This is a genomic window from Mycobacterium asiaticum (genome assembly GCF_001668675.1).
Classification (GTDB): Bacteria; Actinomycetota; Actinomycetes; order Mycobacteriales; family Mycobacteriaceae; genus Mycobacterium; species Mycobacterium asiaticum_D.
On the sequence record NZ_LZKQ01000180.1, the window covers coordinates 1 to 23133 of the forward strand.

Sequence of the window (23133 nt, forward strand, 5' to 3'; positions counted from 1 at the left end):
AGCTGCTGCTGGACGGCGCGCGCAGCAAGCTCACCCGCGCCGCGCTGGAGACGTTGGCTGTGGTCGCCTACCGCCAGCCGGTGACCCGCGCCCGGGTGAGCGCCGTGCGCGGTGTGAACGTGGACGCAGTAATGCGCACCTTGTTGGCGCGCGGTCTGATCACCGAGGTCGGCAACGACGAGGACAGCGGCGCGGTGACGTTTGCCACCACCGAGCTGTTCCTGGAACGCCTCGGGCTGAACTCGCTGGCCGACCTGCCGGACATCGCGCCACTTCTGCCCGACGTCGACACCATCGACGACCTCAGCGAATCTTTGGACAGCGAGCCACGTTTCATCAAACTCGCCGGCGGTCAGGCGGCCGATCCGTCGCTGACGTTCGACGTGGACCACGACTGATGGTGGAGTTCGAGGAGCCGCAGGGCACGCGCCTGCAGAAAGTGTTGTCCCAGGCCGGAATTGCGTCCCGACGGGCCGCCGAGAAGATGATCCTCGACGGCCGGGTCGAGATCGACGGGCGGGTGGTCACCGAACTGGGCACCCGGGTCGATCCGGACCAGTCGGTGATCCGCGTTGACGGCGCCCGGGTGGTGCTGGACGACTCGCTGGTGTATCTCGCGCTGAACAAACCGCGCGGCATGCATTCGACCATGTCCGACGATCGCGGTCGGCCCTGCATCGGTGACCTTATTGAACGAAAAGTGCGGGGCAACAAGAAGTTATTCCACGTCGGGCGGTTGGACGCCGACACCGAGGGCCTGATCTTGCTTACCAACGACGGCGAGCTGGCGCATCGGTTGATGCATCCGTCCCACGAGGTGCCCAAGACCTATCTTGCGACGGTGACGGGCGCGGTGCCGCGCGGGCTGGGTAAGCAGCTGCGGGCCGGCATCGAATTGGAGGACGGACCGGTGCGGCTCGACGATTTCGCCGTAGTGGACTCGATCCCGGGGAAATCGCTGGTGCGGGTGACCCTGCACGAAGGGCGAAACCGCATCGTGCGCCGGTTGCTGGCCGCGGTCGGGTTCCCGGTGGAAGCGTTGGTGCGCACCGATATTGGTGCGGTCACGCTGGGCAAGCAGCGTCCGGGTTCGGTGCGGGCGCTGCGCCGGGATGAGGTCGGTCAATTGTACAAGGCGGTGGGTCTGTGAGCGCGCTCGTCGTGGCCATCGACGGTCCGGCAGGTACCGGAAAGTCTTCTGTGTCCAAGGGTTTGGCCCGCGGCCTGGGCGCGCGGTTCCTGGACACCGGAGCGATGTACCGGATCGTGACGTTGGCGGTGCTGCGCGCCGGGGTCGACCCGTCGGACGCCGAGGCCGTTTCCGAGACCGCCTCGGACGTGCAGTTGTCGGTCGGTTATGACCCGGATGACAGCAGCTTTTTCCTTGCCGGGGAGGATGTTTCGGCGGAGATTCGGGGTGATGACGTCACCCGGGCGGTCTCGGCGGTGTCGGCGGTCCCGACGGTGCGTACCCGACTGGTCGACATTCAACGGGAAATGGCGCAGGGCCCGGGAAGTATCGTCGTCGAGGGCCGCGACATCGGCACCGTGGTGTTCCCCGATGCGCCGGTGAAGATCTTCCTCACCGCGTCGGCCGAGACCCGCGCGCAGCGCCGCAACGCCCAGAATGTCCGGGCGGGCCTGGCCGACGATTACCCCGCCGTGCTGGCTGATGTGCGTCGGCGCGATCACCTGGATTCCACCCGTGCGGTGTCACCGTTGTGCGCAGCCGAAGATGCGATCGTCGTCGACACCAGCGACATGACCGAGAACGAAGTGATCGCCCACCTGTTGGATTTGGTCACGCAGCGAAGCGAGGCGATGCGGTGACGCAGGACGGCACCTGGGCGGACGAAAGCGACTGGGAACTCAGCGATTCCGAACTGGACGAGCTGGCCGAAGAGGGGCCGGCGCCCGTCGTGGCGATCGTGGGACGCCCGAACGTCGGCAAATCGACGTTGGTCAACCGGATCATCGGCCGGCGCGAGGCCGTGGTTCAGGATGTCCCCGGCGTGACGCGGGACCGGGTCTCTTACGACGCGCTGTGGACTGGGCGCCGGTTCGTGGTGCAGGACACCGGGGGATGGGAACCCGATGCCAAGGGTCTGCAACAACTGGTGGCCGAGCAGGCGTCGGTGGCCATGCGCACCGCCGATGCGGTGATCCTGGTCGTCGACGCCACCGTGGGAGCCACCTCTCCCGATGAGGCCGCCGCTCGTATCCTGCTGCGCTCGGGCAAGCCGGTGTTCTTGGCGGCCAACAAGGTTGACAGCGAAAAGAGTGAAGCCGACGCGGCGGCGTTGTGGTCGCTCGGACTTGGCGAGCCGCACCCGATCAGCGCCATGCATGGGCGCGGTGTGGCCGATCTGCTCGACGCGGTGCTCGAGGCGTTGCCCGAGGTGTCCGAAGCGGCGCCGGCCAGCGGTGGTCCGCGCCGGGTCGCGCTGGTGGGAAAACCCAACGTGGGCAAGAGTTCTCTGCTGAACAAGCTGGCCGGCGACCAGCGGTCGGTGGTCCACGATGTCGCCGGGACGACGGTCGACCCGGTCGACTCGCTCGTCGAACTAGGCGGCAAAATCTGGAAATTCGTCGACACCGCCGGGCTGCGACGCAAGGTCGGCCAGGCCAGCGGGCATGAGTTTTACGCGTCGGTCCGCACGCACGGCGCCATCGACGCCGCCGAAGTGGTGATCGTGCTGATCGACGGGTCGCAACCGCTGACCGAGCAGGATCTGCGGGTGCTGTCCATGGTGATCGAAGCCGGGCGCGCGCTGGTGCTGGCCTACAACAAGTGGGACCTGGTGGACGAGGACCGCCGCGAGTTGCTGGAGCGCGAGATCGACCGGGAACTGGTCCAGGTGCGCTGGGCGCAGCGCGTCAACATCTCCGCCAAGACCGGCCGGGCGGTGCAGAAGCTGGTGCCGGCGATGGAGAACGCGCTGGCGTCCTGGGACACCCGGATCGCGACCGGGCCGCTGAACGCATGGATCAAGGAGGTCGTCGCGGCGACGCCGCCTCCGGTGCGCGGCGGCAAGCAACCGCGCATCCTGTTCGCGACCCAGGCCACCGCACGCCCACCCACCTTCGTCTTGTTCACCAGCGGTTTCCTGGAGGCCGGCTACCGGCGCTTCCTGGAACGACGGCTGCGAGAGACGTTCGGGTTCGAGGGCAGCCCGATCCGGATCAACGTGCGAGTGCGGGAGAAGCGGGGTCCGAAGCGCCGCTGACAGGGTGGCGCTGCGAGGTGGCGTCGCGGGCGCTGATCGGCTCTGCGGTAGGCTGTCGACCTGCTGCCGATTCATCCCGGCGGCACCGGGCTGTGGCGCAGTTTGGTAGCGCACTTGACTGGGGGTCAAGTGGTCGCAGGTTCAAATCCTGTCAGCCCGACCACATGAATTGCCTGTTCAAAGCACGTTCGGGTGGGTGATTACCCACCGTACCGGCCCAGGCCAGTTTTAGAAGCCGGTGTGCCTAGCCAGAAGACAGCAGATCAGGCGGCGGTGGACTGCATCCGACGTTTTTGCTTAAGCATTGCTTTTGCGACGAGCATCGACAATGCGGGCGAGAACCGCTCCAGGTACCAGAATGCCTTCCACCACGTGGGCAACACAATGATCGCGTCTCCCCGCAACACGGCACGAAGGGCGCGCTCGGCGAACCGTTCGGGTTTTGAAGTTTCTAGAAAGCGTTCTATTGGTCCTGGTGCCATTCCCCGATGTCTCTCCGTTAGCACCATCGGAGTCGAGACCATGCCAGGACAAAGTACCGATACCTGCACGCCATGGCGTTCGGCTTCGATGCGCAACGACTTGGAGATCCCGACAACGGCGTGCTTGGTGGCGGTGTAGCTTGCCGGCGTTGCGCCGGGAACGAGACCGGCAATCGAGGCTGTGTTCACGATGTGGCCGGAGTGCTGCCCGATCATGACCGGATACACCGCCTGGATGCCGTGCACCACACCGTGCAGGTTCACATCGAACACATCGTTCCAGTCATCGAGCGTGTACGAGTCGACCTCACGGTCGACCAAAATGCCTGCGTTGTTAAACAGGTAGTCGATCCGCCCGGACTGCTCCACTGCCTCGGCGACGGCACGCTCAAACGATGGATAGCTGCGCACATCCAGCTCAATCGCGTACGCCTTTGCGCCACCCCGGTTGAGGCGTTGCGCCAAATCCTGCGCGGGGCCGATCTGACGATCGGCGATCCAGACCTCGGCGCCCCCATCGACCAACTTCGTCGCCAACGCGGCGCCAATGCCGGACGCCCCACCGGTAACGAACGCAACCTTCCCCGACACGCTCGATGCCATTGGCGATGGACAATTACTCGCCCTTGCAGAGTAATTGCAAGCCTGTCCGTCAGATAGTGGCATTGTCGGCAGCCTCTCGTCCGAAGCTCACGATTCAGCGCACCCGTCCGGCTCGATGTGCCAGTCCAACGATGCCCGTCGTTCGTGGATCGGCAGCGACGTCATGCGTGGATAGAGGATCGCTGGACCGAGCCATCGCGCAACAAAGCGGCGTAGTGCGCTTCCGTCGCGCTGCCGCTGCCCGGGATCGGTCAGGAGAGAATGCACTGTGCGCAAAGTCATTTCGGCAAGCTCATTGAGCGAAGCGGCGTCGAAGCCGTGAAGCTCCCAATCGACATCGAGGCGGCGGAAGCCCGACAAGCAGAAAACGATAGCTGTGTCGGAGGTGAGCGAGATGGCTGCTCCGCCCTCAGGTGCCTGGGTAAGCAATCTCTCCAACTGTGGATCGCCGGTGAGGTTTTCAACTGCGAACGAGATTATTTCGACGATCGCAGTGACCGGGTCGTTCAGACCGCTGACGTGGCCTACAGCCTGGTCGATGAATCCGTTGACCGCCCGCATTGCGCTGGCCATCAGGAGCGCGTCGGCGTTGGGAAAGTACCGATACACCGTTTGACGAGTGACTCCGAGCCTTCGGGCGACGTCGGCCAACCGTATCGCCGACCCGTGTTCAGCGATCACGTCGTCTACCGCATCCAGAATGCGGGCGATTGCCTCTTCGTCCGAGGCGGGTGTGACGCCCGCCCACCCGCGACTACGCATCCGCTGCCACAAGCATTTCGCTGTCGAACTCGATCTCAAGTGTCGTCGGGCCGGTCATACCGAGCAGGGATTTCCACGGCGCGGGAGCGATGCGATGGGGTGTGGTGAGACGTCGGGTGAGGACCGTGAGTGCTTCCGCCAATTCCCGGCGTGCAAGGTTCGCCCCTAGGCAGTAGTGCGCGCCACCACCGAAAGTAAGAATCGCGGGCACGTCCTTGCGCGCGATGTCGAACCGATCTGCATTCTCATAAATCGCTGGATCACGGTTGGCCGCAAAGGTGTTCACGACTACAAAGGTGCCTGCCGGGAACGTGTACCCACCAAATTCGGCATCCTCGGTAGCGGCTCGCACCGCGATGCAGACCGCCGGCGAGTGCCGCATGCTCTCCTCGACCGCCTGCATCGCAAGCTCTGGCTGGTTGCCCAGCTTCGCCCATTGATCCGGATGCTCGCACAGCACCTGCACCGAGGCGGCAAGTTGGTGTCGGGTGGTGTCCGTCCCCGCCATCAGGAAGCCAGCCACCAGCATGCGCAGCTCGTCGAGAGTGAGCCGGTCGCCCTCGCTTTCGGCGCGAATGAGCTCAGACAGCAGATCATCAGTCAGGTGACTCCGGCGTGCGGCGACCATGTCATCGACGTAGGCGTCCAGCTCGTTCCACGACCGCATGATCGTGGCTTCATCGAAGTTGGCGTCGGGCTGGATGTTGAAAGCCTTGAAGATTTCGTCGGTCCACTGTGCGAAAAGATGCCAGTCTTCCCGAGGCGCACCAATCAGCGCACACATGATCGGGGTGGGGTAGGGCCGCGCGATGTCGGTCACGACGTCGCAACGACCGGCCTCTACTACTTGATCGATCAGTGCGTTCACCACTTCATGAATCGTGTCCTGTAGAGGTGACGTCGCGCGCGGAGTGAATGCCCTCGACACCAATTTGCGCAAGCGAGTATGTGGGGGACCATCGAGGCCCAGAAGGCTGCTCATCAGCTTGTCGTACAGCGGACCTGAGGTGACGCCCTGCGCTGCCAGCGACAAGCCGGGTGGCAACCTGAATCTGCTGTCGCGCAACATATCCCGTGCCAGATCGTAGGAAAGTATTTCGGGACCGAGAGGACCGATGGCGATGGGCGCACGCGATTGCGCAGTTCGCACATCTTCGAGGATGTCATGCGGAGTGGCGTTGAAATCGTAGCTGAACGTAGGCAGGCCAGCTTCGAAGACGTTGGGAGCGGCGCTACTTGCGTTCATCGTGATATCTCACATTCGATCGATTCCTCGACGGGCCAAGTCACGGACAACTAGATCTAGAATGTATGACCATAGCTTTGAGATCGTCAATACAAGACAATATATTCGCAGTTAAGCGCATGCTTTGCGTACCGTGGTCATACGGATTGTCGCCTGACGTCCGCGTCACTGTAAGGGGCAGTTGTTCATCGAGAACTCGCGGGGCGCTCCGTCTCGCGCCAGACTGCCTGGCAACCAGCCGCGCGAAGCCGGCAGCCACGTTGTGACAGGTTTGATCGAATAGCCGCGGCAGCGGTCGCGTCGGGCTCAGGCCGTCGGCGGGACCTGCGCCAGCGCCTCGGCCAGTTCGCGCGCCGAAGCGTAGCGATTCTCCGGCTCACGCTCCAGCAGGCGGCTGATCACCGTGCTCAGCACGGGCGGTACGTCGTTGGCGAAAGTGGACACGTCCGGCGCTTTCTGCGCCAACATAGCGTTGAGGATCGCCACAGGGCTCGTGGCCTGGTACGGCAGCCGGCCCGTCAGGCACTCGAACAGCACCACGCCAACCGCGTACAAATCGGTGCGCGCGTCCAGGTCACCGCCCATCAGCTGCTCCGGCGGCATGTAGTTCACCGTGCCGACGACGAAGCCGGCCTGGGTCAGCGCCTCAGTGCGCCGCACCGTGCGGGCCAGGCCGAAGTCCGCCACCTTTAGCATGCCGCTTTCGTCGATCATCAAGTTTGTCGGCTTGATATCGCGGTGCACAATGTCCTGATCGTGGGCCACCGCCAGCGCGTCGGCCAGCTGCGTGCCGATGGCCAGCGTGGATTCGATCGTCAGCCGCCCGCGCTTTTTGATCAGGTCGGCCACGGTCACGCCGCGGATGAACTCCATGGTGATGTAGTGGGTGCCCTTCCACTCGCCGATGTCGTGCGAGCGGACCACGTTGGTGTGGGAGATCTTGCGGGCCAGCTTCATCTCGGTGCGCAGGCGCTCAAGCCCCACCGGTTCCTCGGCCAGCAGCGACGGATGCAGCATCTTGAGCGCTACGTCCTCACCCAGCTCGCGGTCGTAGACCAGGTACACCGCGCCCATGCCGCCGGCGCCCAGCTCGCGGCGGACCTGATAGCGGCCCGCGATGACCTGGTCCGTCGCCGCAGGCCCGGACGCGGCCCCCTCGGCGGTCACGCCGGACTGCTCCATCTCGCGGCGCAGGCCGCGCACCCGCGCCCGGAGCCGCTCCTCGCGCGAGCGGATGCCGCGCACCATGCGGTCGAACACGCGCGCCAGCTGCCCCAGCTGGTCCTGTCGCGCCAGCAGGTCGGCCAGCAGTTTCGGGTCGTAGGTCTGCGCCTCGACCGCTTCGGCCGCCGCAGTGAGCCGGGCTACCCGATGCAGGTACGCCAACTCCAGATCGCGCAGCCGTTTCCGCTCCAGTGACGTGCGGATGCGCGCCGCGAGCACCACGCTCTCGTACGGCTTGGTGAGGTGGTCCTCGGCACCACGCTCCAGGCAGCGCACGACGCTGGCGGCATCCCCCTCACCCGAGACCACAATGACCGGGATGTGCTGGGTGCGCGTGTCGGCCTTAAGTCGCTCGAGCAGCTCGAAGCCGTCCATGCCCGGCATGTTCAGGTCGGTAATTACCAGGTCCGGGGCGTCGCGCTCGGCCGCCTCCAGTCCGGCGCGCCCGTTCTCGGCCATGATCACCGAGTGGCCCAATCGCTCCAGCACCATCGCCAGCTGCTCGCGCAGCAGCTCATCGTCGTCCACCACTAATACGCGCGCCGCGCCGGCGACCTTCGGCTCGGCTGCAGCGTCCGCCGCGTTGACCGCCTGCGTCGCCCCGGCGCGGAACCCGCCCGCGGCCAGCAGCGCGGCGGCGCCTTCCCGCGCGGCGCGCGCGTCCTGCAGCACCAGCTCTTCCTCAAGGTCGGTCGGGATCATAGTGAGCAGCCGGGTCAGCGCGTCCGCGACTTCCTTGAGCGGCGCGCGCAGCGCTGACTGAAGCTCCTCGAGCGCACGCGCATCAGTTACCTGTCCGCCGCCAGGCGGCCGCACGAGGAGCGTGGCCAGATAGCGCGCCTGCACCAGGGCGCGCCCCGCGTGCTCGCGCCAAGCGTGATGCGCGGGGCGGTGCAGGTCGGCCAGCAACCGCTCGCAGTCACCGGCGAGGCGATGCACACCGGCACTCAGCTGGTGCCGGGCCAGCGTGACTCGTTCCAGCTCGCCCGGCTCTACGTTGAACACCGGCGCCGCTATGGTCGCGTCCAGCTCGCTCACCTGCTATACCCCCCGATCGCCTCTCGGTTGCGGCAGGACCGCTCGCACTGCCTCGACCAGGCGCGCCAACTCCTCCGCCAGCCGTGCGTTGGCCGCGCGGAGCTCGTCCTCGCTCGCCTGCTGCTTGACCGCGGACTCCAGCGCCGCGGCCCTCGCCTGGACCTCGACGGCGCCCACCGCGCCGGCGGAACCTTTGAGCGAGTGCGCCGAGCGCTGGGCGTCGGCCAGCTCGCCGCGGTCCAGCTGCCCCGTGATGGTCGCCGCCGTCGCCGCGGAATTGCCCCAGGCGAACCTGTGGAGCAGGCGTTCGTACATGGACCGGTCGTTCATCATGCGGCCGATGGCGGCCTTCACGTCGAGACCAGCGATGTCGTCGAGGGTGGCGGTTCGGGACGCCCCCGTCGGGCCGTCGGCCGCCGCGCGGGCCGCCGGAGACGGGGCCTGACCCGCCCCACACTGCGGCCGCCACCGCAACAGCTTGCCGAATAGGTCGGAGGGTTCGATCGGCTTGGCGATGTGATCGTTCATCCCGGCCGCGAGACAGCGCTCGCGGTCGCCGGCCATGGCGTTCGCCGTCATCGCCAGGATGGCGAGCTGGGTGATCGGGAACTGTTGGCGAATGCGGCGTGTGGCCTCCTCGCCGTCCATCACCGGCATCTGCATGTCCATGAGCACCAGGTCGTAGCGCCGTCGGCCGACCCGCTCCACGGCGACCTGTCCGTTCTCAGCTACGTCGACCTCAAGCCCAGCGTTCTTCAGAAGCTCGGTGGCCACCAGCTGATTCAGCTCATTGTCCTCGACCAGCAACACCTGCAGCCCCTGCAGCGGAGCCAGGTCGGGTAGACCGGTCGGCGGCTGCACGGCGGACTCCTTGGCACTGGTGGCGCCAAACGTGTTGATGACGGTATCGAACAGCAGCGACGGGCTGACCGGTTTGACCAGCGTGGCCTGGATGCCGGCCACGCCGGCTTCCTGGATCACCTCGGCATGGCCGTACGCGGTGACCATCACGCGGCGCGGCTGCGCGGTGAGCGGCAGCGCAGCCATGCGGCGAGCCGTCTCGATACCGTCGATGCCGCCCGGCATGCTCCAGTCGAGGAACACCACGTCGTACGGCTCGCCCGACCGGTCCGCTGCGGCGACGCGGTCCAGGGCATCCTCGCCGCGCGTCACCGTGTCTACGCGGAACGTCATGTATGTGAGCATCCCCGCCAGCACCTCGCGCGCGGTGGCACTGTCGTCCACGACCAGGGCGCGCCGGTCGCGGAGATCGGGCGACGGCTGGAGCAGTCGTTCCGTTGCCGCCCCGCGCCGCAACGGTGCGGTGAACCAGAAGGTGCTGCCTCGGCCGAGCTCGCTCTCCACGCCCACGGCACCGCCCATCAGCTCGGCGAGCCGCTTGCTGATGGCCAGGCCGAGGCCAGTGCCGCCGTACTTGCGGGAGGTGGAGGCGTCGGCCTGCTGGAACGACTGGAACAGCAGCGCCTGCTGCTCGGGCGTCAGCCCCATGCCGGTGTCGCGCACCTCGAAACGCACGCGAAGGTCGTCGGCGGTCTCCTCCTCCACGCGCACGCAGATGACGATCTCGCCCCGCTCGGTGAACTTGACCGCGTTGTTGGCGTAGTTGATGACGATTTGGCTGATGCGTAGCGGGTCGCCGCGCAACGCGCGCGGCATGCGCGGGTCCACGTCGAAGGTCAGCTCGAGACCCTTCTTGGTGGCCTTGTCGGTCACCAGCGCCGCCACGTTCTCCAACAGGCGGTCGACGTGGAAGTCCACCGTCTCGACCGTGAGCTTGCCGGCCTCGATCTTGGAGAAGTCGAGGATGTCGTTGATGATGCCCAGCAGGTGCTTGCCCGAGCCCTCGATTTTCCGCACGTAGTCGCGCTGTTGGCGGTCGAGGTCGGTGAGCAGCGCAAGGTGTGACAGCCCGATGATGGCGTTCATCGGCGTGCGGATCTCGTGGCTCATGTTGGCCAGGAAGTCCGCCTTGGCCTGGGCGGCCACCTCGGCGGCGTCGCGCGCGGTTTCGAGCTCGGCCTGGAGCGTTTTCATCTCGGTAATGTCCTGCGCCACGCCGTACATCTGCTGTGGTTGGCCGGCCTGGTCCCGCACTAGTGTCGCCAGCGCCCGGACCCAGATGACATGGCCGTCGCTTGGACGGCGGTAGGGGTAAGTCGCATCGTAGGCCGGGTAGCGGCCCTCGATGGTGCCCTGGAGCTGCTCGCAGGTCGCCTCGGCCGCGGCCGGGTCCGCCGCGGCAATACGTGCGCGCCACTGGTCGGTGAGGCGGAGCCGACCTGCCTCGTCGCCGGTCTCACCTAAGATCTCCTGGACCCGCTGCGAGGCGTAGTAATGGTCGGGATCTGCGAAGTCGATGTGCCAGTGGCCCGAATGGGAGAGCTGAAGCGCCGTGTCGGCGAGGAAATGGCTGCGGTCGAGCTGCGCACGCAGCTCGAGATCCTGGGTCACGTCCCGCACGGCCGCCAGTACCAGCCGCTCGCCGTCCAGTTGAACGATGGCCAGGCTGATGTCCACCGGGACTTCGCTGCCATCCTTGCGCACGGCGCGCAGCGCGGCGCGCTGGGAGATGGCGCCCATGCGGCGGTTGACGCCGCCGTCCAGGAACGACTTGCGCAGGCCGGGGTGCACGCCGCGGATACGGTGGGGGACCAGCGTCTCGATCTTTGATCCCAACAGCTCGGCTGGTTCGTAGCCGAAGAGGTCCAGGACGGCGCGGTTGGCGGACCGGATGGTGCCGTCCTCGGTCACCGTGAGCATGGCATCGGGCGCACCGTCGAAGATGGCCTCGTGGTGCGTCGCCAGGCGGGCACCCTCCTGGCGCGGCCGCCCCCACGCGCCGCCAGCGGTGGACGGTTCTTCCATGTCGGCAACCTCGGGCTAGGGCGCCAATGGCACATTTCGGTATTTAGGCGAGTGCTTCGCGCGCTTCACTAATCATCATCGGTGTGACCCTCGTCACCAATGTAGCCTCGACCCCCACCAGCCGACCACCGTGCCGTGGCCCTCGATCGCCCGGTCCACCAGCCCCTCCGCGGCCGACATCTCCTACGCCGACCGTCCAGGTGGCCTCCGCACGCCTAACGCCGCCATGCTGTTCTCGGATGCCCAATGTCGACGTCCTCATCTCGAACCTTTGCGATCCCAAACGCATTTGAAGCCGCTCTAGCCCCGCTTCCGGCAGATCAGCAACGCCTCGACATAATCCCACCGATACCGCTCCGGATCGTCCGCCACACGACCCTCAAGCTCGCCGAGAAAGTCAGCGAGGAGATCGGCAGCGCGCATACCGGTTTCGCGCGCGAACGCACGCAAGAACAGCGGCCCGCCCCACGCGGTGATGCTTTTGACGTAGTCCCGTGCAAACACCGCCGCTTCGTCATGCCGATAGGGGTTATCGAGACGGAACAGTTCGGCGCTTTCGAGCGCCAGTCCGCCCACCTGCCCGCCGCCCACCTCGAAGGGAGCACAGAGCTCGTCGAGCGTGCGCGACCAGACCGGAACGACAGCCGCCTCCACGGTGGCGCTGCCGATGCGGCCGGCGTTGCGCCACTCGGCAAGCAACCGATTCATGTCTGCGATGATCTCGGCGTACAGACCGGTCCTGTCGGGGCATGGTGTGGGGGAGGCGGGGATGGCGGCGACGAACCACCCTCCCGGCGCGAGCTCTGCGGCGCGCATTTCGAGCAGGCACTGCCAATGCCGCTGCGCGGCAGCACGCCAAGCGCGGCGCTCCTCCCTATCCACATGATCGGGATAGCCCGGGAAGATCGAGCCACTCGACGGCAAACCGGCGGTGTCGGGCACCCAGTGCATGCATGTCCCGGTCACCGCGATGTGCACGGTGCCTGTCGGCAAGCAAGGCGCCTGATGCAAGGGAATTCCCGCCATAGAAACGACCGTCGCCGCAGTTGGGACCCGATCGAACGCTCGTCGACAAGCCTCGCCGTGGGCTTCCGGCTCGGTGTAGTGGGCGCCCGTTCCTTCGTCGGCAACGCCAGGACCGGTCTGACCCTGCGCGGGAATTACGACGACCCCGCTCCCATCCGGAACCGGCCTAAAGGCTTCCTGCAAATGGCCAGCGGCGACATTCCAACCGTTCGTCGGAAGATCGACGAGCGCGTAACTCAACGGCCGTCCGTCGCGTAGCGCCGCGAGATCGCGGATGAGACCGTGCGAGTTCACCCCGTCGGCGGCACCCAGATCCGCCACCCGAAGCACCGGTTCGCTCGCAAGGTGCTGAGCGGCGGACAGGACGGCCGGGTGAGTGGCCTCGAAGGCGGCCAGTTGCGAAAGGGCGTGTCGTGCATAGTCATTCGCCATGCTCGACAGTTCCGGACGTGGGGCCGTGGCAGTTCCTTTCCCGCGCGACGCCGTCGCGGGCGGGACGGCGCGACGGGATTATCGTGCCACGAGCCAATGTGCTGGCCAAGATCGAAAAGCGATTCTCAAAAATCGGCAGCCATGGAATCAAGAGGCGCTGATTTCCGGCCGATGCCGCACGCCTGCCGTTGAGTTCCGATCCCTGCAGGCATTGGCTGATGGCAGCTCCACACCATGCGGTCAATTGTGAGATTCTGCTGGTTGTGTCCGCGCCACTGGCGGCTGCTCCTTCGGGAGTAGTGACGTTTCTGTTCACCGACGTCGAAGGGTCGACCCGCCGGTGGGAAGCTGACGCGGATTCGATGCGGCTGGCGCTGGCCGCCCACGACGAACTGTTGCGCTCGGTGATCGAGACGCATGGGGGCTGGCTGTTCAAGCACACCGGCGACGGAGTATGTGCCGCCTTTGCCTCCCCGCGCTGTGCAGTCGATGCCGCGGTGGCCGCGCAGCGGGCATTGGAACTGCCGGTGCGGATGGGCCTCGCGACCGGTGAAGCCGAGCCGCGAGACGGGGATTACTTCGGTGCGGTGCTCAACCGCGCGGCGCGGGTCATGGCTGCCGGGCACGGCGGCCAGATCCTCCTGGCCGAGTCGACGGCAGGGCTTCTGAGCGAAGTGGAACTGCTGGATCTGGGGCCGCGGCGGTTGCGTGGTGTCCCCGTGCCGATCGGTGTGTTTCAGGTCCAGGCCCCGGGCTTACGTGTCGAGTTTCCGCCGCTGCGGGCACTCGGTGCCAATCCGGGAAATCTGCCTCAAACCGGCAGCAAATTAATCGGACGCGAAGCCGAGGTCGCCGACATCGTAGCGGCGGTCAAGGCGCATCGGCTGGTGACGCTCACGGGTGTTGGTGGGGTCGGCAAGACACGCCTTGCGATGGAGGTCGCCGTACGACTGGCCGATGAGTTTCCCGACGGTGTCTGGTTTTTCGAGTTGGCGGCGGTCACCGATCCGGCGGCTGTGCCTGACGCGGTGGCGGGGGTGCTGGGCATCACCCAGCAGCCGGCAAGGACAGTCAGTGAGTCGGTCGCCGCTGCTTTGGAGGGTCGGGTGCGGCTTTTGGTGATTGACAACTGCGAGCACGTTCTCAGTGCCGCCGCAGACCTGATCGAGGCGATACTGGCGTCCTCGGCAACAATACGGATCCTCGCCACCAGCCGCGAAGGACTTGGGAGCCCGGACGAGCGGGTGTGGCCAGTGCGATCCCTGAACGCAGCGGGAATTGACTCCGCGGCGGTGAGCCTGTTCGTCGAACGCGCACAGGGCATTGCACCCAACTTCTCGCTGGTCGACGACGCTGAAGCGGCCGCAATCGCTGAGGTCTGTCAACGCCTCGATGGGATCCCGTTGGCTATCGAATTGGCTGCCTCGCGGATGGGATCGATGACCGCCAGTGAACTGCGGGATCGACTTGATAACCGATTCAGGCTCCTGGTCGGCTCGCGTCGTGGCCTGGAGCGACACCACACGTTGCGCCACGCCGTGGCCTGGTCTTACGACCTTCTCGATGACGCCGAAAGGATTGTGCTGGAACGCTGTTCGGTCTTTACCGGTGGATTTGACCTCCAAAGCGCTTGTGCAGTAGCCGGTTCCGAGGACAGCGACGAGTACACCATGCTCGAGGTACTCGACACCTTGGTGCGCAAGTCGCTACTCGCGGTGAATCAGTCCGGTGCACGGACCCGCTTTTCGATGCTGGAGACGATCCGCCAGTTCGCCGAGGAACGGCTCATCTCCCGCGGCGAGGCAACCGAAATCCGGAACACCCACTCGCGATACTTCGCCGGACGGGAGCCCGACCTCATGGATATGTGGGACGGCCCGCGTCAACGGGAGATATACGACTGGCTCATGGTCGAGATGTCCAACCTGCGCACCGCGTTTCGGTGCGCCGTGGACCACGGCGACTTGGACGCGGGCGCCGCGATCGCCTCCTATGCGGCGTTTCTTGCACCGTTCCTCGAGAACTACGAACCGATCACGTGGGCCGAAGAGCTGGTCGAACCCCTGCGCGCCGTCGGGCATCCTCGACTCGCAGCCGTAAGCGTGGGAGCATCGCTGTGCTGCCTGATCGGACGCTTCGATCAGGCTGTGCGCTACAGCGAGATTGGCCAGCCGGTCATCGCGGCCGCCCGCGACAAGGTGTCGTACTTTGGAGAAGCCTGGCTCGGCAGTGCGTATTTGTTCGTCGGCCGGCCCGCGCGGTATGTCGAACTGTGCCGCGCCCAGCTGGCACGCACTGGTGACGCGAACACGATGGCCAAGGCGAATTTCGCGTTCGCCCTATCCGTCACTGGGTCGACTAGCGAGGCGCTTGCCGCTGCTAATGGTCTTCTCGATACCGCCGAAGCGATCAACAATCCGTGGGTGCTTGCCTACACCCTTTTCGCGTGCGGGTATGCCTTCCGCGACACCGATCCAAACCTCGCACTCGAGGTGTTGCGCCGCGCGGTGCGCGTAGCGGAAGACAGCGGCAACCGCTTCTTCGAGACCCAACTGGGGTACTGGCTGTGCGGGTTCGAGGCCGAGCAGGGCGACCCGGTGGCGGCGTTGAAGTCCCTCGATATTGCGATCCGCAATAACTATGAGTCGGGCAACATCGGCATGTTGCCCAACCCGCTGGCTATCCTCGCCACGGTCTTCGACCGGCTCGGGCGCTACCGACCAGCGGCCACCATCACCGGCTTCGCAGCGGTCAATCCCATGGCTACGGTCACCATGCCTGAACTTCGGACACTGACAGCGCACTTGCGCGCAATGCTAGGTGACCAAAGCTATGAATCGCTGGCACGCAGCGGGGAGACGATGACGATCTCTGCCGTGGTGACGTACGCGCACGACCAAATCGACCAGGTGCGAACGGAACTCGATCACTGCGCTTCATAGCCGGCGCGACGGTAGCGCCGAAATCATGCGCACCCCAGACCCGCAGCGGCGCTAGTCGTGATGGGGCGGTCGCTCGTCGCGCAGTCGGCCCTCGTCATACGCCTCGCGCACCTGCTCCTCGTCGCCGAATCGCTCCAGGTCTTCCCGCGTAACCTGGACAGGTGGCCGTTTGGGGTCGGGCTGCCGGCGTGTTGGTTCGGTTGCCATAAGCCGATTGTTATCGCTCGGGTCACGTCGGGGTAGGACTACGAACATGATGGACAAGCGACAATTGGCCGAAGAGCTCGGCCACCCCGGCGCCCAAGAGTTGCTCGCGGGTTCCATGGCCCGGCTGGCCTACAACGCGCACGACGGCTTCCCCCGGGTGATCCCCGTCGGTTTCCACTGGACCGGCGAGCACATCGTCGTCTCCACGGCCCCAACGTCGCCTAAGGCCCGCGCACTGGCATCCCGCCCGCAAGTCGCACTGACCATCGACGGCGGATCCACACCGGAAGAGGCGAAGGCGCTGTTGGTGCGCGGCGTCGCCACACTGGACACCGTCAGCGGTGTCACCGAGGAATATCTCGAATCCGCTCGAAACTCGATGGACGGGCCCGAACTCGAAGAGTTCGAACGCAATGTGCGAGCGACATATCAAGCGATGGTGCGGATTTCGATCGAACCGCTCTGGGCGCGGTTCTACGACTTCGGCGCCGGCCGGTTGCCCGACTTCCTCGCGGAGTTGGTCAAGGGCGGTTAACCGGCAAACTCGTGATAAGCACTTCACGTGAGCGCCGAAGCACAGCTACTCCTCGTCCTCGATCTCACCGGCACGTTCGTCTTCGGATTGAACGGCGCGCTGACAGCGGTACGCGTCGCGCGGCTCGACATCGTGGGGGTGGTGACGCTCGGCCTGATCACCGCGATGGGCGGCGGGGTCATCCGTGACGTCCTGATCGGCTCCATCCCGCCGGCCACGTTCCGGGACTGGCGTTACTTCGCGCTGGCCGGGGCCGGCGGACTGATTGCATTCGCGCTCAGCCGACGGTTGGACCGGCTGGGCACGGCGATCACCGTGCTCGACGCGATCGGGCTGAGCGTGTTTGCGGTCATCGGCGCGAGCAAGGCCGTCGAACACGGACTCGGGGTCGCGCCCGCGCTGCTGCTCGGGGTCGTCACCGCCGTAGGCGGCGGCACGATCCGCGACACGCTCGTCCTGCAAATCCCGACGGTGCTGCGCAGCGATCTGTACGCGATCCCCGCTCTGGCGGCCGCCGCGATCACTGTGGCCGCCATGCGGTTGGACGTTTACGGTCTGCCGGCGGCGGTGGCGGCCGGGGCGGTGTGCTTCGTGATCCGGATGCTCGGCGTCCGGTTCAATCTCAACGCACCGACCCCACCCGGCGGTTACGAACCCGAGGTGCCTCAGGAGAAGGCGTGATCGGGTAACCGATTGTGCTTCAGCAGATGTCTTCTAAAACGTAGACGTCGACCGGCTCGCTCTTGCCCTTGACCTTGGCCCGACGCCGCTGACTGACGCGCGCCGCCTCGCCGAGTGCGACCACCGTCCCGTGTCCGATCACCACCTGACCCGGCTTGGCCAGATCCTGCAACCGCGCGGCCAGGTTTACCGTGTCGCCGATCGCGGTGTAACTGCGCATCTGCGCGGCGCCGACGTTGCCGACCAACGTCGGCCCGGTGTTGATACCGACCCGGAATCGTGGCCAGTCGTCGTGCTCGGCGGCGACCCGCTCGACGGCCGCATGCAGCGCCAACCCGGCGCGGGCGGCGCGCGAGGCGTGATCCGCGTGTCGCGCTGGGGCCCCCCAGACCGCCATGACCGCGTCGCCGATGAATTGCGTTATGGTGCCGCCGGTCTCGAGAATCACCGGAACGATCGCCCCGTAGTAGGTGTTCAGCATGGTGACCACATGGACCGGGGAATGAGCCTCGGCGAACGCGGTGAACCCGCGCAGGTCGGCCATCATCACCGTCGCATCAACGATCGCGCCACCCAGTCCCGCTTGGTCGGGGTCAGCGAGCAGCGCGGTCGCGACAGCGGGGGACATGTAACTGCGGAAGAGGTCGTTGAGGTGACGGTAAAGACGGGCATTCTCCAGCGCGATCGAGGCCTGACTGGCGAACGAGCGCAGCAGCGCGACATCGGAGTCGGGGAAGACGCCGCCCGGTCGCCGGACGGTGATCATTCCGGCGATCTGGCCCTTCACCTCGAGCGGCAGCTTGAGAGTCACCGCGCCCGACCCCGGGGGGCCTGGGCCAGGGGAGTCGTCGAAGTGCAGTTCGCCGGCATGCACCAGGGCCAGTCGAATGTCATCGCGTCCGAAGGCATCGGTGATGGCCGACATCACGCGGCCGAGCAAGGCGTCCTCGTCCTGAATCACGCTCGATTCCTCGCCCACCGCAACCAGCTTGCCCAGCTTGCGCAGTTGTTCGCGTTCGGCGCCCAGCGCTTCGGCGGCCCGTTTGAGAACGGCGACTTGCTGTTCGGACAAGCCGAATCGGTCGGCGAGGCGAATGGTGACGGTGCTCGAGGGCACCTGCTCGCCAAGCTCGCGACGATGCATCATGTCGACCATGGCGTCCAACGCCATGCTGTAGTCGCTGCGCAGCGCGGCAATGGTCTCCCGGGTGGCGAGGGCGTCGAACAACCCACGCGCCGAACCCTCCCGGTGAAATTGGACTCGAGCGCTGTAGGCGATGAAACAGAACGCCGTCGTCATCAACAGGTGCCAAAGCCACCATGAGGCGTGCCAACTCATCCCGACGGCCAGCGCCACCGAGGCCTCCGCGAGCAGCACGAAAGCGGTCATGACAGACATCAACACGACCGCGGGCCGGCGGCGATAGATAGGGAAATACGCCGCCGCCGCCGCGGCGAACAGCGCTCCACCGATCAGCGCCGCATCGTGCTCGGCCCTGTCGACCAGCTCCTGGTCCGGCAGCCGTTCCAGTACACCGAAGTAGACCACCACCGCACACGCCGCCATGGATGCCCAGACCAGCCCGGACAGGAGGCGGCGCAACGTCCAGAGCGCGGCGCTTCGGGCGGGGCTGAACGTCGTGGCGGACGCCAGTGCCACCACGCCCGCGAGCACCAACCCCATTCGTGTGGGAAACATGAAGTCCGCGTCGGACGTATCCGTCAGCACTCCTGGCGTGAAAAGTGCATGAACACCGAAGAACCCGGCCGTCGTCACAAACACCAGCGACACCAGCCATAGGCGGGGGTCGTCCCGCGCGCGAGCCGTACGGGCTATCACTACGCCAAGCGCCACGCTTATCGACGACGCGGACAGCACCAGGACAAAGTGCGCGATCCGGTTATCCCATTCCAGGTCGACGGCGGGATACCTCAGCAGCAGCACCAGTGCCAGCATCGGAAGTGCCAGGTGCGTCAGCCAATTCGCAGTGCGAAGCGTCGATCCGCGGTGTGCAGCCATTCGGCTATCCCCCAGCATGCGATCCCAAAAATGCGCCGTGGCCGACCGTCGGCCCGAGACGGAATTGCCTTGCTGTCAGTGCAACACACCGAACCTTGGCGTTTGCTGTCAGTGCGTGATCACGGAGGTGGCGGGCCCGGCTGGCAGGTCGGACACCACCACGTGCGGCGGCGTTCCGGATCGTTGGGCACCTCGTCGACGACGTGAATGGTTGTGCCGCAGCGAAAACATGGCCGGTCAGCCCGGCCGGACACCCAATGTTGTTCGCCCTTGCGGCGTCTTCCCGTCGTCACCTGCATCGCACCCGGAACGGTCGCCGAATGCCGTAACGCGCGCGCCCCCAACTCGAGCAACGCTGACACGTCGACAGCGCCCACCGCTGTCCAGGGGCTATGCCCACGCAGGAAGCACAGCTCGTTGACCCACAGATTGCCGAACCCGGCCACGCACCGCTGGTCCAGCAGCGCGGCCACCAGCGGCCGGTCGGGGTCAGCCGCGACCCGTCGGGCAGCTTCGGCCACATCCCAGTCCTCCCGCAGCGGGTCCGGGCCGAGATGGCCTATCACCTCCGCCTCGTCCCGGGTCCGCAGCAAATCGACCACGGGTAGCCGCACGCCGTACGCCGCCGGACCGTCCGTGCGCAGCACCACCCGAACATCGGACATCACCGTCGACGGCAACCAGCGACCAGCGCCCGAGACCGTCCATGACCCTGCCATTCGCATGTGCGTGTGCAAGGTGAGGTCACCAGACAGCCGGGTAAGCAGATGCTTGCCGTGTGTGACATGACCGAGCACGCGATGCCCGGCAAGGTCATCGGTCGCGTGCGCCGGTACCCGCAGTTCGCCCCGGATCAGGACGCGATCGCGCAGTGCGGTGTCGAGCCGGCGGGCCAGCGCATACACCGTGTCACCCTCGGGCACGTCTCCATCTTCCCCGAGCCCGCAGCGTCAGGTTGCGCCAAGCGCCGCAGTGGCTTTGAGGGACTCGACGAGTGCACTCTCCGCTGAAACGCGGCCGATCGCTTCGGCGAGAGCGGATCGCGCAGCTTGTCCGCGCAATTCGAAATCGTCTAGCGCGGAACGCAATGCGAACAAGTGCGCGCCTTGCCGGTCGGCTGTCTGCCGGGCGCACCGTAAGTCCGCACGGCGGCCCACTGGATCCTGCCGGGTATGTGAAAGCAGCCGTTGCAGTTCGGCGTCGTAGAAACACATCCCCGTCTTGCGCGCCAGGGCCAACGATTCCTCGAGGCGGGCGCGGGCGTCGTCGAACCGCCCGGCGGCGATCAACAGCCGCGCCAGTGCGCCGGCGAAAAAAGGCAGATAGACGTTAAGGTCAGCGGCACGCAGTTCATCGACCAAGCCGCCGACCCGTGCGACATGGTCCGAAAAAGCCGATGACGGCCCGGTTTCGGCGTGTGTCAGCAGGGCGTCGACGACGGTCCGTTGAATCGTGCCCCGCAGCCGCCACTGGTCGAAGCCGTGCCGCGACGCGTCCTCGATCATCTCGGCGGCCAGCGCCGACGCGCGGTCGAGCTGCCCGGCTTCGGTACGCACCCAAATCTCTGCGAAGCGCAGATAGGCAAGGCTGTAGGGGCCCTGCGGAAAGCCGATGCCTTCGACGCAGCGCGCGGCATGCGCCAGTTCGTTCTCGGCGGCCGGAACATCGCCCTGCACCATCCGGAGCAGGGCCAGATGAATGCGGGCTGCAACGATCGGATCGATCGGCAAAAAGCCGACCGTTTCGGTCTCCCGATTGTCGATCGCTCCACGGCCGGTTGCGAGCTCCAAATGTGTAGCGGCGTCGGCGAACTCGCCACGTAGGAAGGCAAGCACGCCTGACCACGCCGCAAGTCGGGGCCAGAATCCAGGACGCCATTGATCCAGGGCGGCGCGCAGCAATTCGAGTGCTTGAGTTGCGCGGTTCAAATCCGCACGCCCGGTGTAGTAGCCGGTCAGGACTCCCAGCGTCGCGAAAAGCTCCTGCGCGGTGGACGTTTGGCCGCGGCTGTTGGTCGGCACTTCGGCACCGACCAGCTGCAAGCATCGTTCCAGATCGGGTGCGACGACGGGGCTTGACGGACTGACCGCGCTGCCGGCGAGAAATCCTCGACCCAAGCGCAGCGCGATCTCCCGGCGGTCGCGATCAGGGCTGGGCGGGCACCTGTCCAATTGCGTGAGCGCATGGTCAAGATGCGTGCGGGCCTCGGTCAGGGCGCCGCGCCGTCGTGCTGCCGCTGATGCCTGTTGATGCGCGGATGCGGCGTCGTCGAATCGCTCGGCCCAGGTGTAGTGGTTGGCGACCAATCCCCAGTCCGGTTCGCCGCCGACACTGCACAGGGCGTCACCGACCCGGGCATGCAGTCTTCGGCGAACGCTGGGCGGTGCCAACTCAACGGCCACCTCACGCAGTAGCTCATGACGGAACCGCCAGCCGTCGGCCTTCCACGGTTCCAGCACCTGTGCCGCCGCGAGTTCGCCGACGACGCGGTCGAGGTCGTCATCGTTCATGTCGACCACGGATCGCAGCAGGCCGGTATCGACGTAACGACCGATGACGGCCGCCGCCTCGACAACCGGCACCACCTGCGCGCTCGCGCGGAGTCGGGCGAACAGCGGCTCGTAGAGTGCTTCGGGCACACCAACCTCGGTGATCCCGGCGACCACCTGTTCGATGTAGAACGGCAAGCCGTCACACCGGGACCGAACCGTGGCTTGCTCCTGCGGTGTCAGCGCCGGGTTGAGGGCGGCGATCAACTCGTCGCTTTCGTCCTCGGACAACGGCCGAAGCTCAAATACATTGACAGGCCAGCGATCCGGCAGCCAATCTCGGTTGCGTCCCGTGACGATCACCAACAGGCGGCCCTGGCCCGCGCCGAGTAAACCCCCCAGCACCTCGAGGCTGGCCGGGTCGAACCAGTGCACGTCCTCGGCGACCACCAGACCGGGTTCGTTGCCGAACCAGGCCAACAGATAGGTCTGCACCGCTTCGGAAATCAGGTTGTAAAGCTCGGTGCCTTGGTCCGGGACCGGCTGGTATCCGTGTTGGGGGTCGATGCTGAGCACCGGCGCCAGCAGAGGAATGAAGCGGACCGGGTCCAGGCCCACCCTGACCATTTCGGCGGTCAACATCGCCAGGCGCTCGGCCGGAGCAGTGAGGCGACCGATGCCGCAATGGCGTTCGATCAGCGCACGCACGGGGTGCATACCGGCGTCGGTATGGAACGGCGATCCGATCAGCTCCAGCACGGCGTTCCCGGACTGCCTGACCAGTACCTCGCCCGCTGTCGCCAGCCGGCTCTTGCCGATCCCCGCTTCCCCGCAGAACACGATCCCCGGCGTGTCCAACTGTCCCGCCTGTGCCCGCGCCCAACTATCCTGCAGCTGCTGCCACTCACGTGACCGACCGACGATCGGTCCCTGCGCAACCCGCGCCGGTACCGGTCGCTCACCCATCACTCGGTAGTGGTCGATCAGACCCTGCACGCCCTTCACCGGCGCGGCGGGGCAGGACTCGAGTTCGAACGCATCGCGGACGAGCCGCGCGACAGCATCGGAGATCACGACGCCGCCAGGGGGGGCCAGGCTGCACACCCTGGCCGCAAGATTGGCGCCGAGTCCATACACGTCGGCCTGGAGATCAATCGCGCGGTGGCCAAGCTGAGCGCCCAGGTCAGGGCGCGCTTCGGGTTCGAAGTGCGAGCGCGGGTGGGCGTGCACCGCGGTGTCGTCTATCTGGATACAACCCAGGCCGACGTGTATGGACTCGGCGCCAATCTTGCGGCCAGGGTGTGCAGCCTGGCCCCCCCTGGCGGCGCCGTGA

Annotated in this window: 18 protein-coding genes and 1 tRNA gene; 9 read left to right on the plus strand and 10 right to left on the minus strand. The window is 66.2% G+C overall.

All coding sequences use genetic code 11. The features are described from left to right. From scpB to A9X01_RS15290, 5 genes are all read left to right on the plus strand, one after another. The coding region (gene scpB, locus A9X01_RS15270) for an SMC-Scp complex subunit ScpB (protein ID WP_172832527.1) at positions 1 to 398 on the plus strand (398 nt) is incomplete at its 5' end. Beyond that, positions 398 to 1150, plus strand: a complete 753-nt coding sequence (locus tag A9X01_RS15275) for a pseudouridine synthase (protein ID WP_065121574.1) — start codon at positions 398 to 400, stop codon at positions 1148 to 1150. The genes scpB and A9X01_RS15275, both read left to right, overlap by 1 nt. Beyond that, positions 1147 to 1830 (plus strand): (d)CMP kinase, encoded by a 684-nt coding sequence (gene cmk / locus A9X01_RS15280; protein WP_065121575.1) that lies wholly within the window; start codon positions 1147 to 1149, stop codon positions 1828 to 1830. Before A9X01_RS15275 ends, cmk begins: the two co-directional genes overlap by 4 nt. Then, entirely contained in the window at positions 1827 to 3227 is a 1401-nt protein-coding gene (der, locus tag A9X01_RS15285; RefSeq protein WP_065121576.1) for a ribosome biogenesis GTPase Der, read from the plus strand. Before cmk ends, der begins: the two co-directional genes overlap by 4 nt. Positions 3228 to 3313: 86 nt before the next feature. After that, a tRNA-Pro gene (locus A9X01_RS15290) sits at positions 3314 to 3390 on the plus strand. A 100-nt stretch (positions 3391 to 3490) separates the two neighbouring features. On the opposite strand, the gene A9X01_RS15295 is transcribed toward A9X01_RS15290, so the two are convergent. From A9X01_RS15295 to A9X01_RS15320, 6 genes are all read right to left on the minus strand, one after another. Continuing rightward, positions 3491 to 4312, minus strand: a complete 822-nt coding sequence (locus tag A9X01_RS15295) for an SDR family NAD(P)-dependent oxidoreductase (protein WP_065121577.1) — start codon at positions 4310 to 4312, stop codon at positions 3491 to 3493. 87 nt (positions 4313 to 4399) lie between these two features. Then, positions 4400 to 5074, minus strand: coding sequence for a TetR/AcrR family transcriptional regulator (locus A9X01_RS15300; RefSeq protein WP_065121578.1), 675 nt, complete (start codon positions 5072 to 5074; stop codon positions 4400 to 4402). Beyond that, entirely contained in the window at positions 5067 to 6320 is a 1254-nt protein-coding gene (locus A9X01_RS15305; RefSeq protein WP_065121579.1) for a cytochrome P450, read from the minus strand. The genes A9X01_RS15300 and A9X01_RS15305 overlap by 8 nt, the downstream gene beginning before the upstream one ends. A gap of 306 nt (positions 6321 to 6626) precedes the next feature. Then, the gene (locus A9X01_RS15310; protein ID WP_065121580.1) at positions 6627 to 8582 is read right to left on the minus strand and encodes a protein kinase domain-containing protein; all 1956 of its coding nucleotides are present in this window, start codon (positions 8580 to 8582) and stop codon (positions 6627 to 6629) included. Positions 8583 to 8585: 3 nt separating this feature from the next. Then, positions 8586 to 11468 (minus strand): response regulator, encoded by a 2883-nt coding sequence (locus A9X01_RS15315; protein WP_065121581.1) that lies wholly within the window; start codon positions 11466 to 11468, stop codon positions 8586 to 8588. Between the two features lie 300 nt (positions 11469 to 11768). Next, complete coding sequence (locus A9X01_RS15320) at positions 11769 to 12926, minus strand: class I SAM-dependent methyltransferase (RefSeq protein ID WP_065121582.1); 1158 nt, start codon at positions 12924 to 12926, stop codon at positions 11769 to 11771. Between the two features lie 218 nt (positions 12927 to 13144). On the opposite strand from A9X01_RS15320, the gene A9X01_RS15325 reads away from it, so the two are divergent. Beyond that, positions 13145 to 15868, plus strand: coding sequence for an ATP-binding protein (locus A9X01_RS15325; RefSeq protein ID WP_081282403.1), 2724 nt, complete (start codon positions 13145 to 13147; stop codon positions 15866 to 15868). 51 nt (positions 15869 to 15919) lie between these two features. On the opposite strand, the gene A9X01_RS30535 is transcribed toward A9X01_RS15325, so the two are convergent. Next, positions 15920 to 16075 carry a hypothetical protein gene (locus tag A9X01_RS30535; protein WP_172830438.1) on the minus strand — a complete coding sequence of 52 codons (156 nt, stop codon included), beginning with the start codon at positions 16073 to 16075 and terminating at the stop codon, positions 15920 to 15922. Between the two features lie 49 nt (positions 16076 to 16124). Here A9X01_RS30535 and A9X01_RS15335 point away from each other — a divergent pair, with 49 nt between their 5' ends. Together A9X01_RS15335 and A9X01_RS15340 are read left to right on the plus strand one after the other, a co-directional pair. After that, positions 16125 to 16610, plus strand: coding sequence for a pyridoxamine 5'-phosphate oxidase family protein (locus A9X01_RS15335; RefSeq protein ID WP_065121589.1), 486 nt, complete (start codon positions 16125 to 16127; stop codon positions 16608 to 16610). A 27-nt stretch (positions 16611 to 16637) separates the two neighbouring features. Continuing rightward, a complete protein-coding gene (locus A9X01_RS15340; protein ID WP_065121584.1) occupies positions 16638 to 17291 on the plus strand; it encodes a trimeric intracellular cation channel family protein in 654 nt (217 codons plus the stop codon). A 19-nt stretch (positions 17292 to 17310) separates the two neighbouring features. Here A9X01_RS15340 and A9X01_RS15345 read toward each other — a convergent pair whose 3' ends face one another. The 3 genes from A9X01_RS15345 to A9X01_RS15355 all read right to left on the minus strand — a co-directional run bounded on the left by A9X01_RS15345 (position 17311) and on the right by A9X01_RS15355 (position 22796). Then, positions 17311 to 19311 (minus strand): adenylate/guanylate cyclase domain-containing protein, encoded by a 2001-nt coding sequence (locus A9X01_RS15345; protein ID WP_065121585.1) that lies wholly within the window; start codon positions 19309 to 19311, stop codon positions 17311 to 17313. Between the two features lie 119 nt (positions 19312 to 19430). Further along, on the minus strand, positions 19431 to 20234 hold the full coding sequence (locus A9X01_RS15350; RefSeq protein WP_065121586.1) for a DNA-formamidopyrimidine glycosylase family protein: 804 nt from the start codon (positions 20232 to 20234) through the stop codon (positions 19431 to 19433). Between the two features lie 27 nt (positions 20235 to 20261). After that, positions 20262 to 22796 carry an ATP-binding protein gene (locus A9X01_RS15355; protein ID WP_216638920.1) on the minus strand — a complete coding sequence of 845 codons (2535 nt, stop codon included), beginning with the start codon at positions 22794 to 22796 and terminating at the stop codon, positions 20262 to 20264. Between A9X01_RS15355 and A9X01_RS30860 the strand changes: the two genes are divergently transcribed. Beyond that, a partial coding sequence (locus A9X01_RS30860) for a hypothetical protein (RefSeq protein ID WP_216638921.1) occupies positions 22776 to 23133 on the plus strand: 358 nt, incomplete at its 3' end. The genes A9X01_RS15355 and A9X01_RS30860 overlap by 21 nt on opposite strands.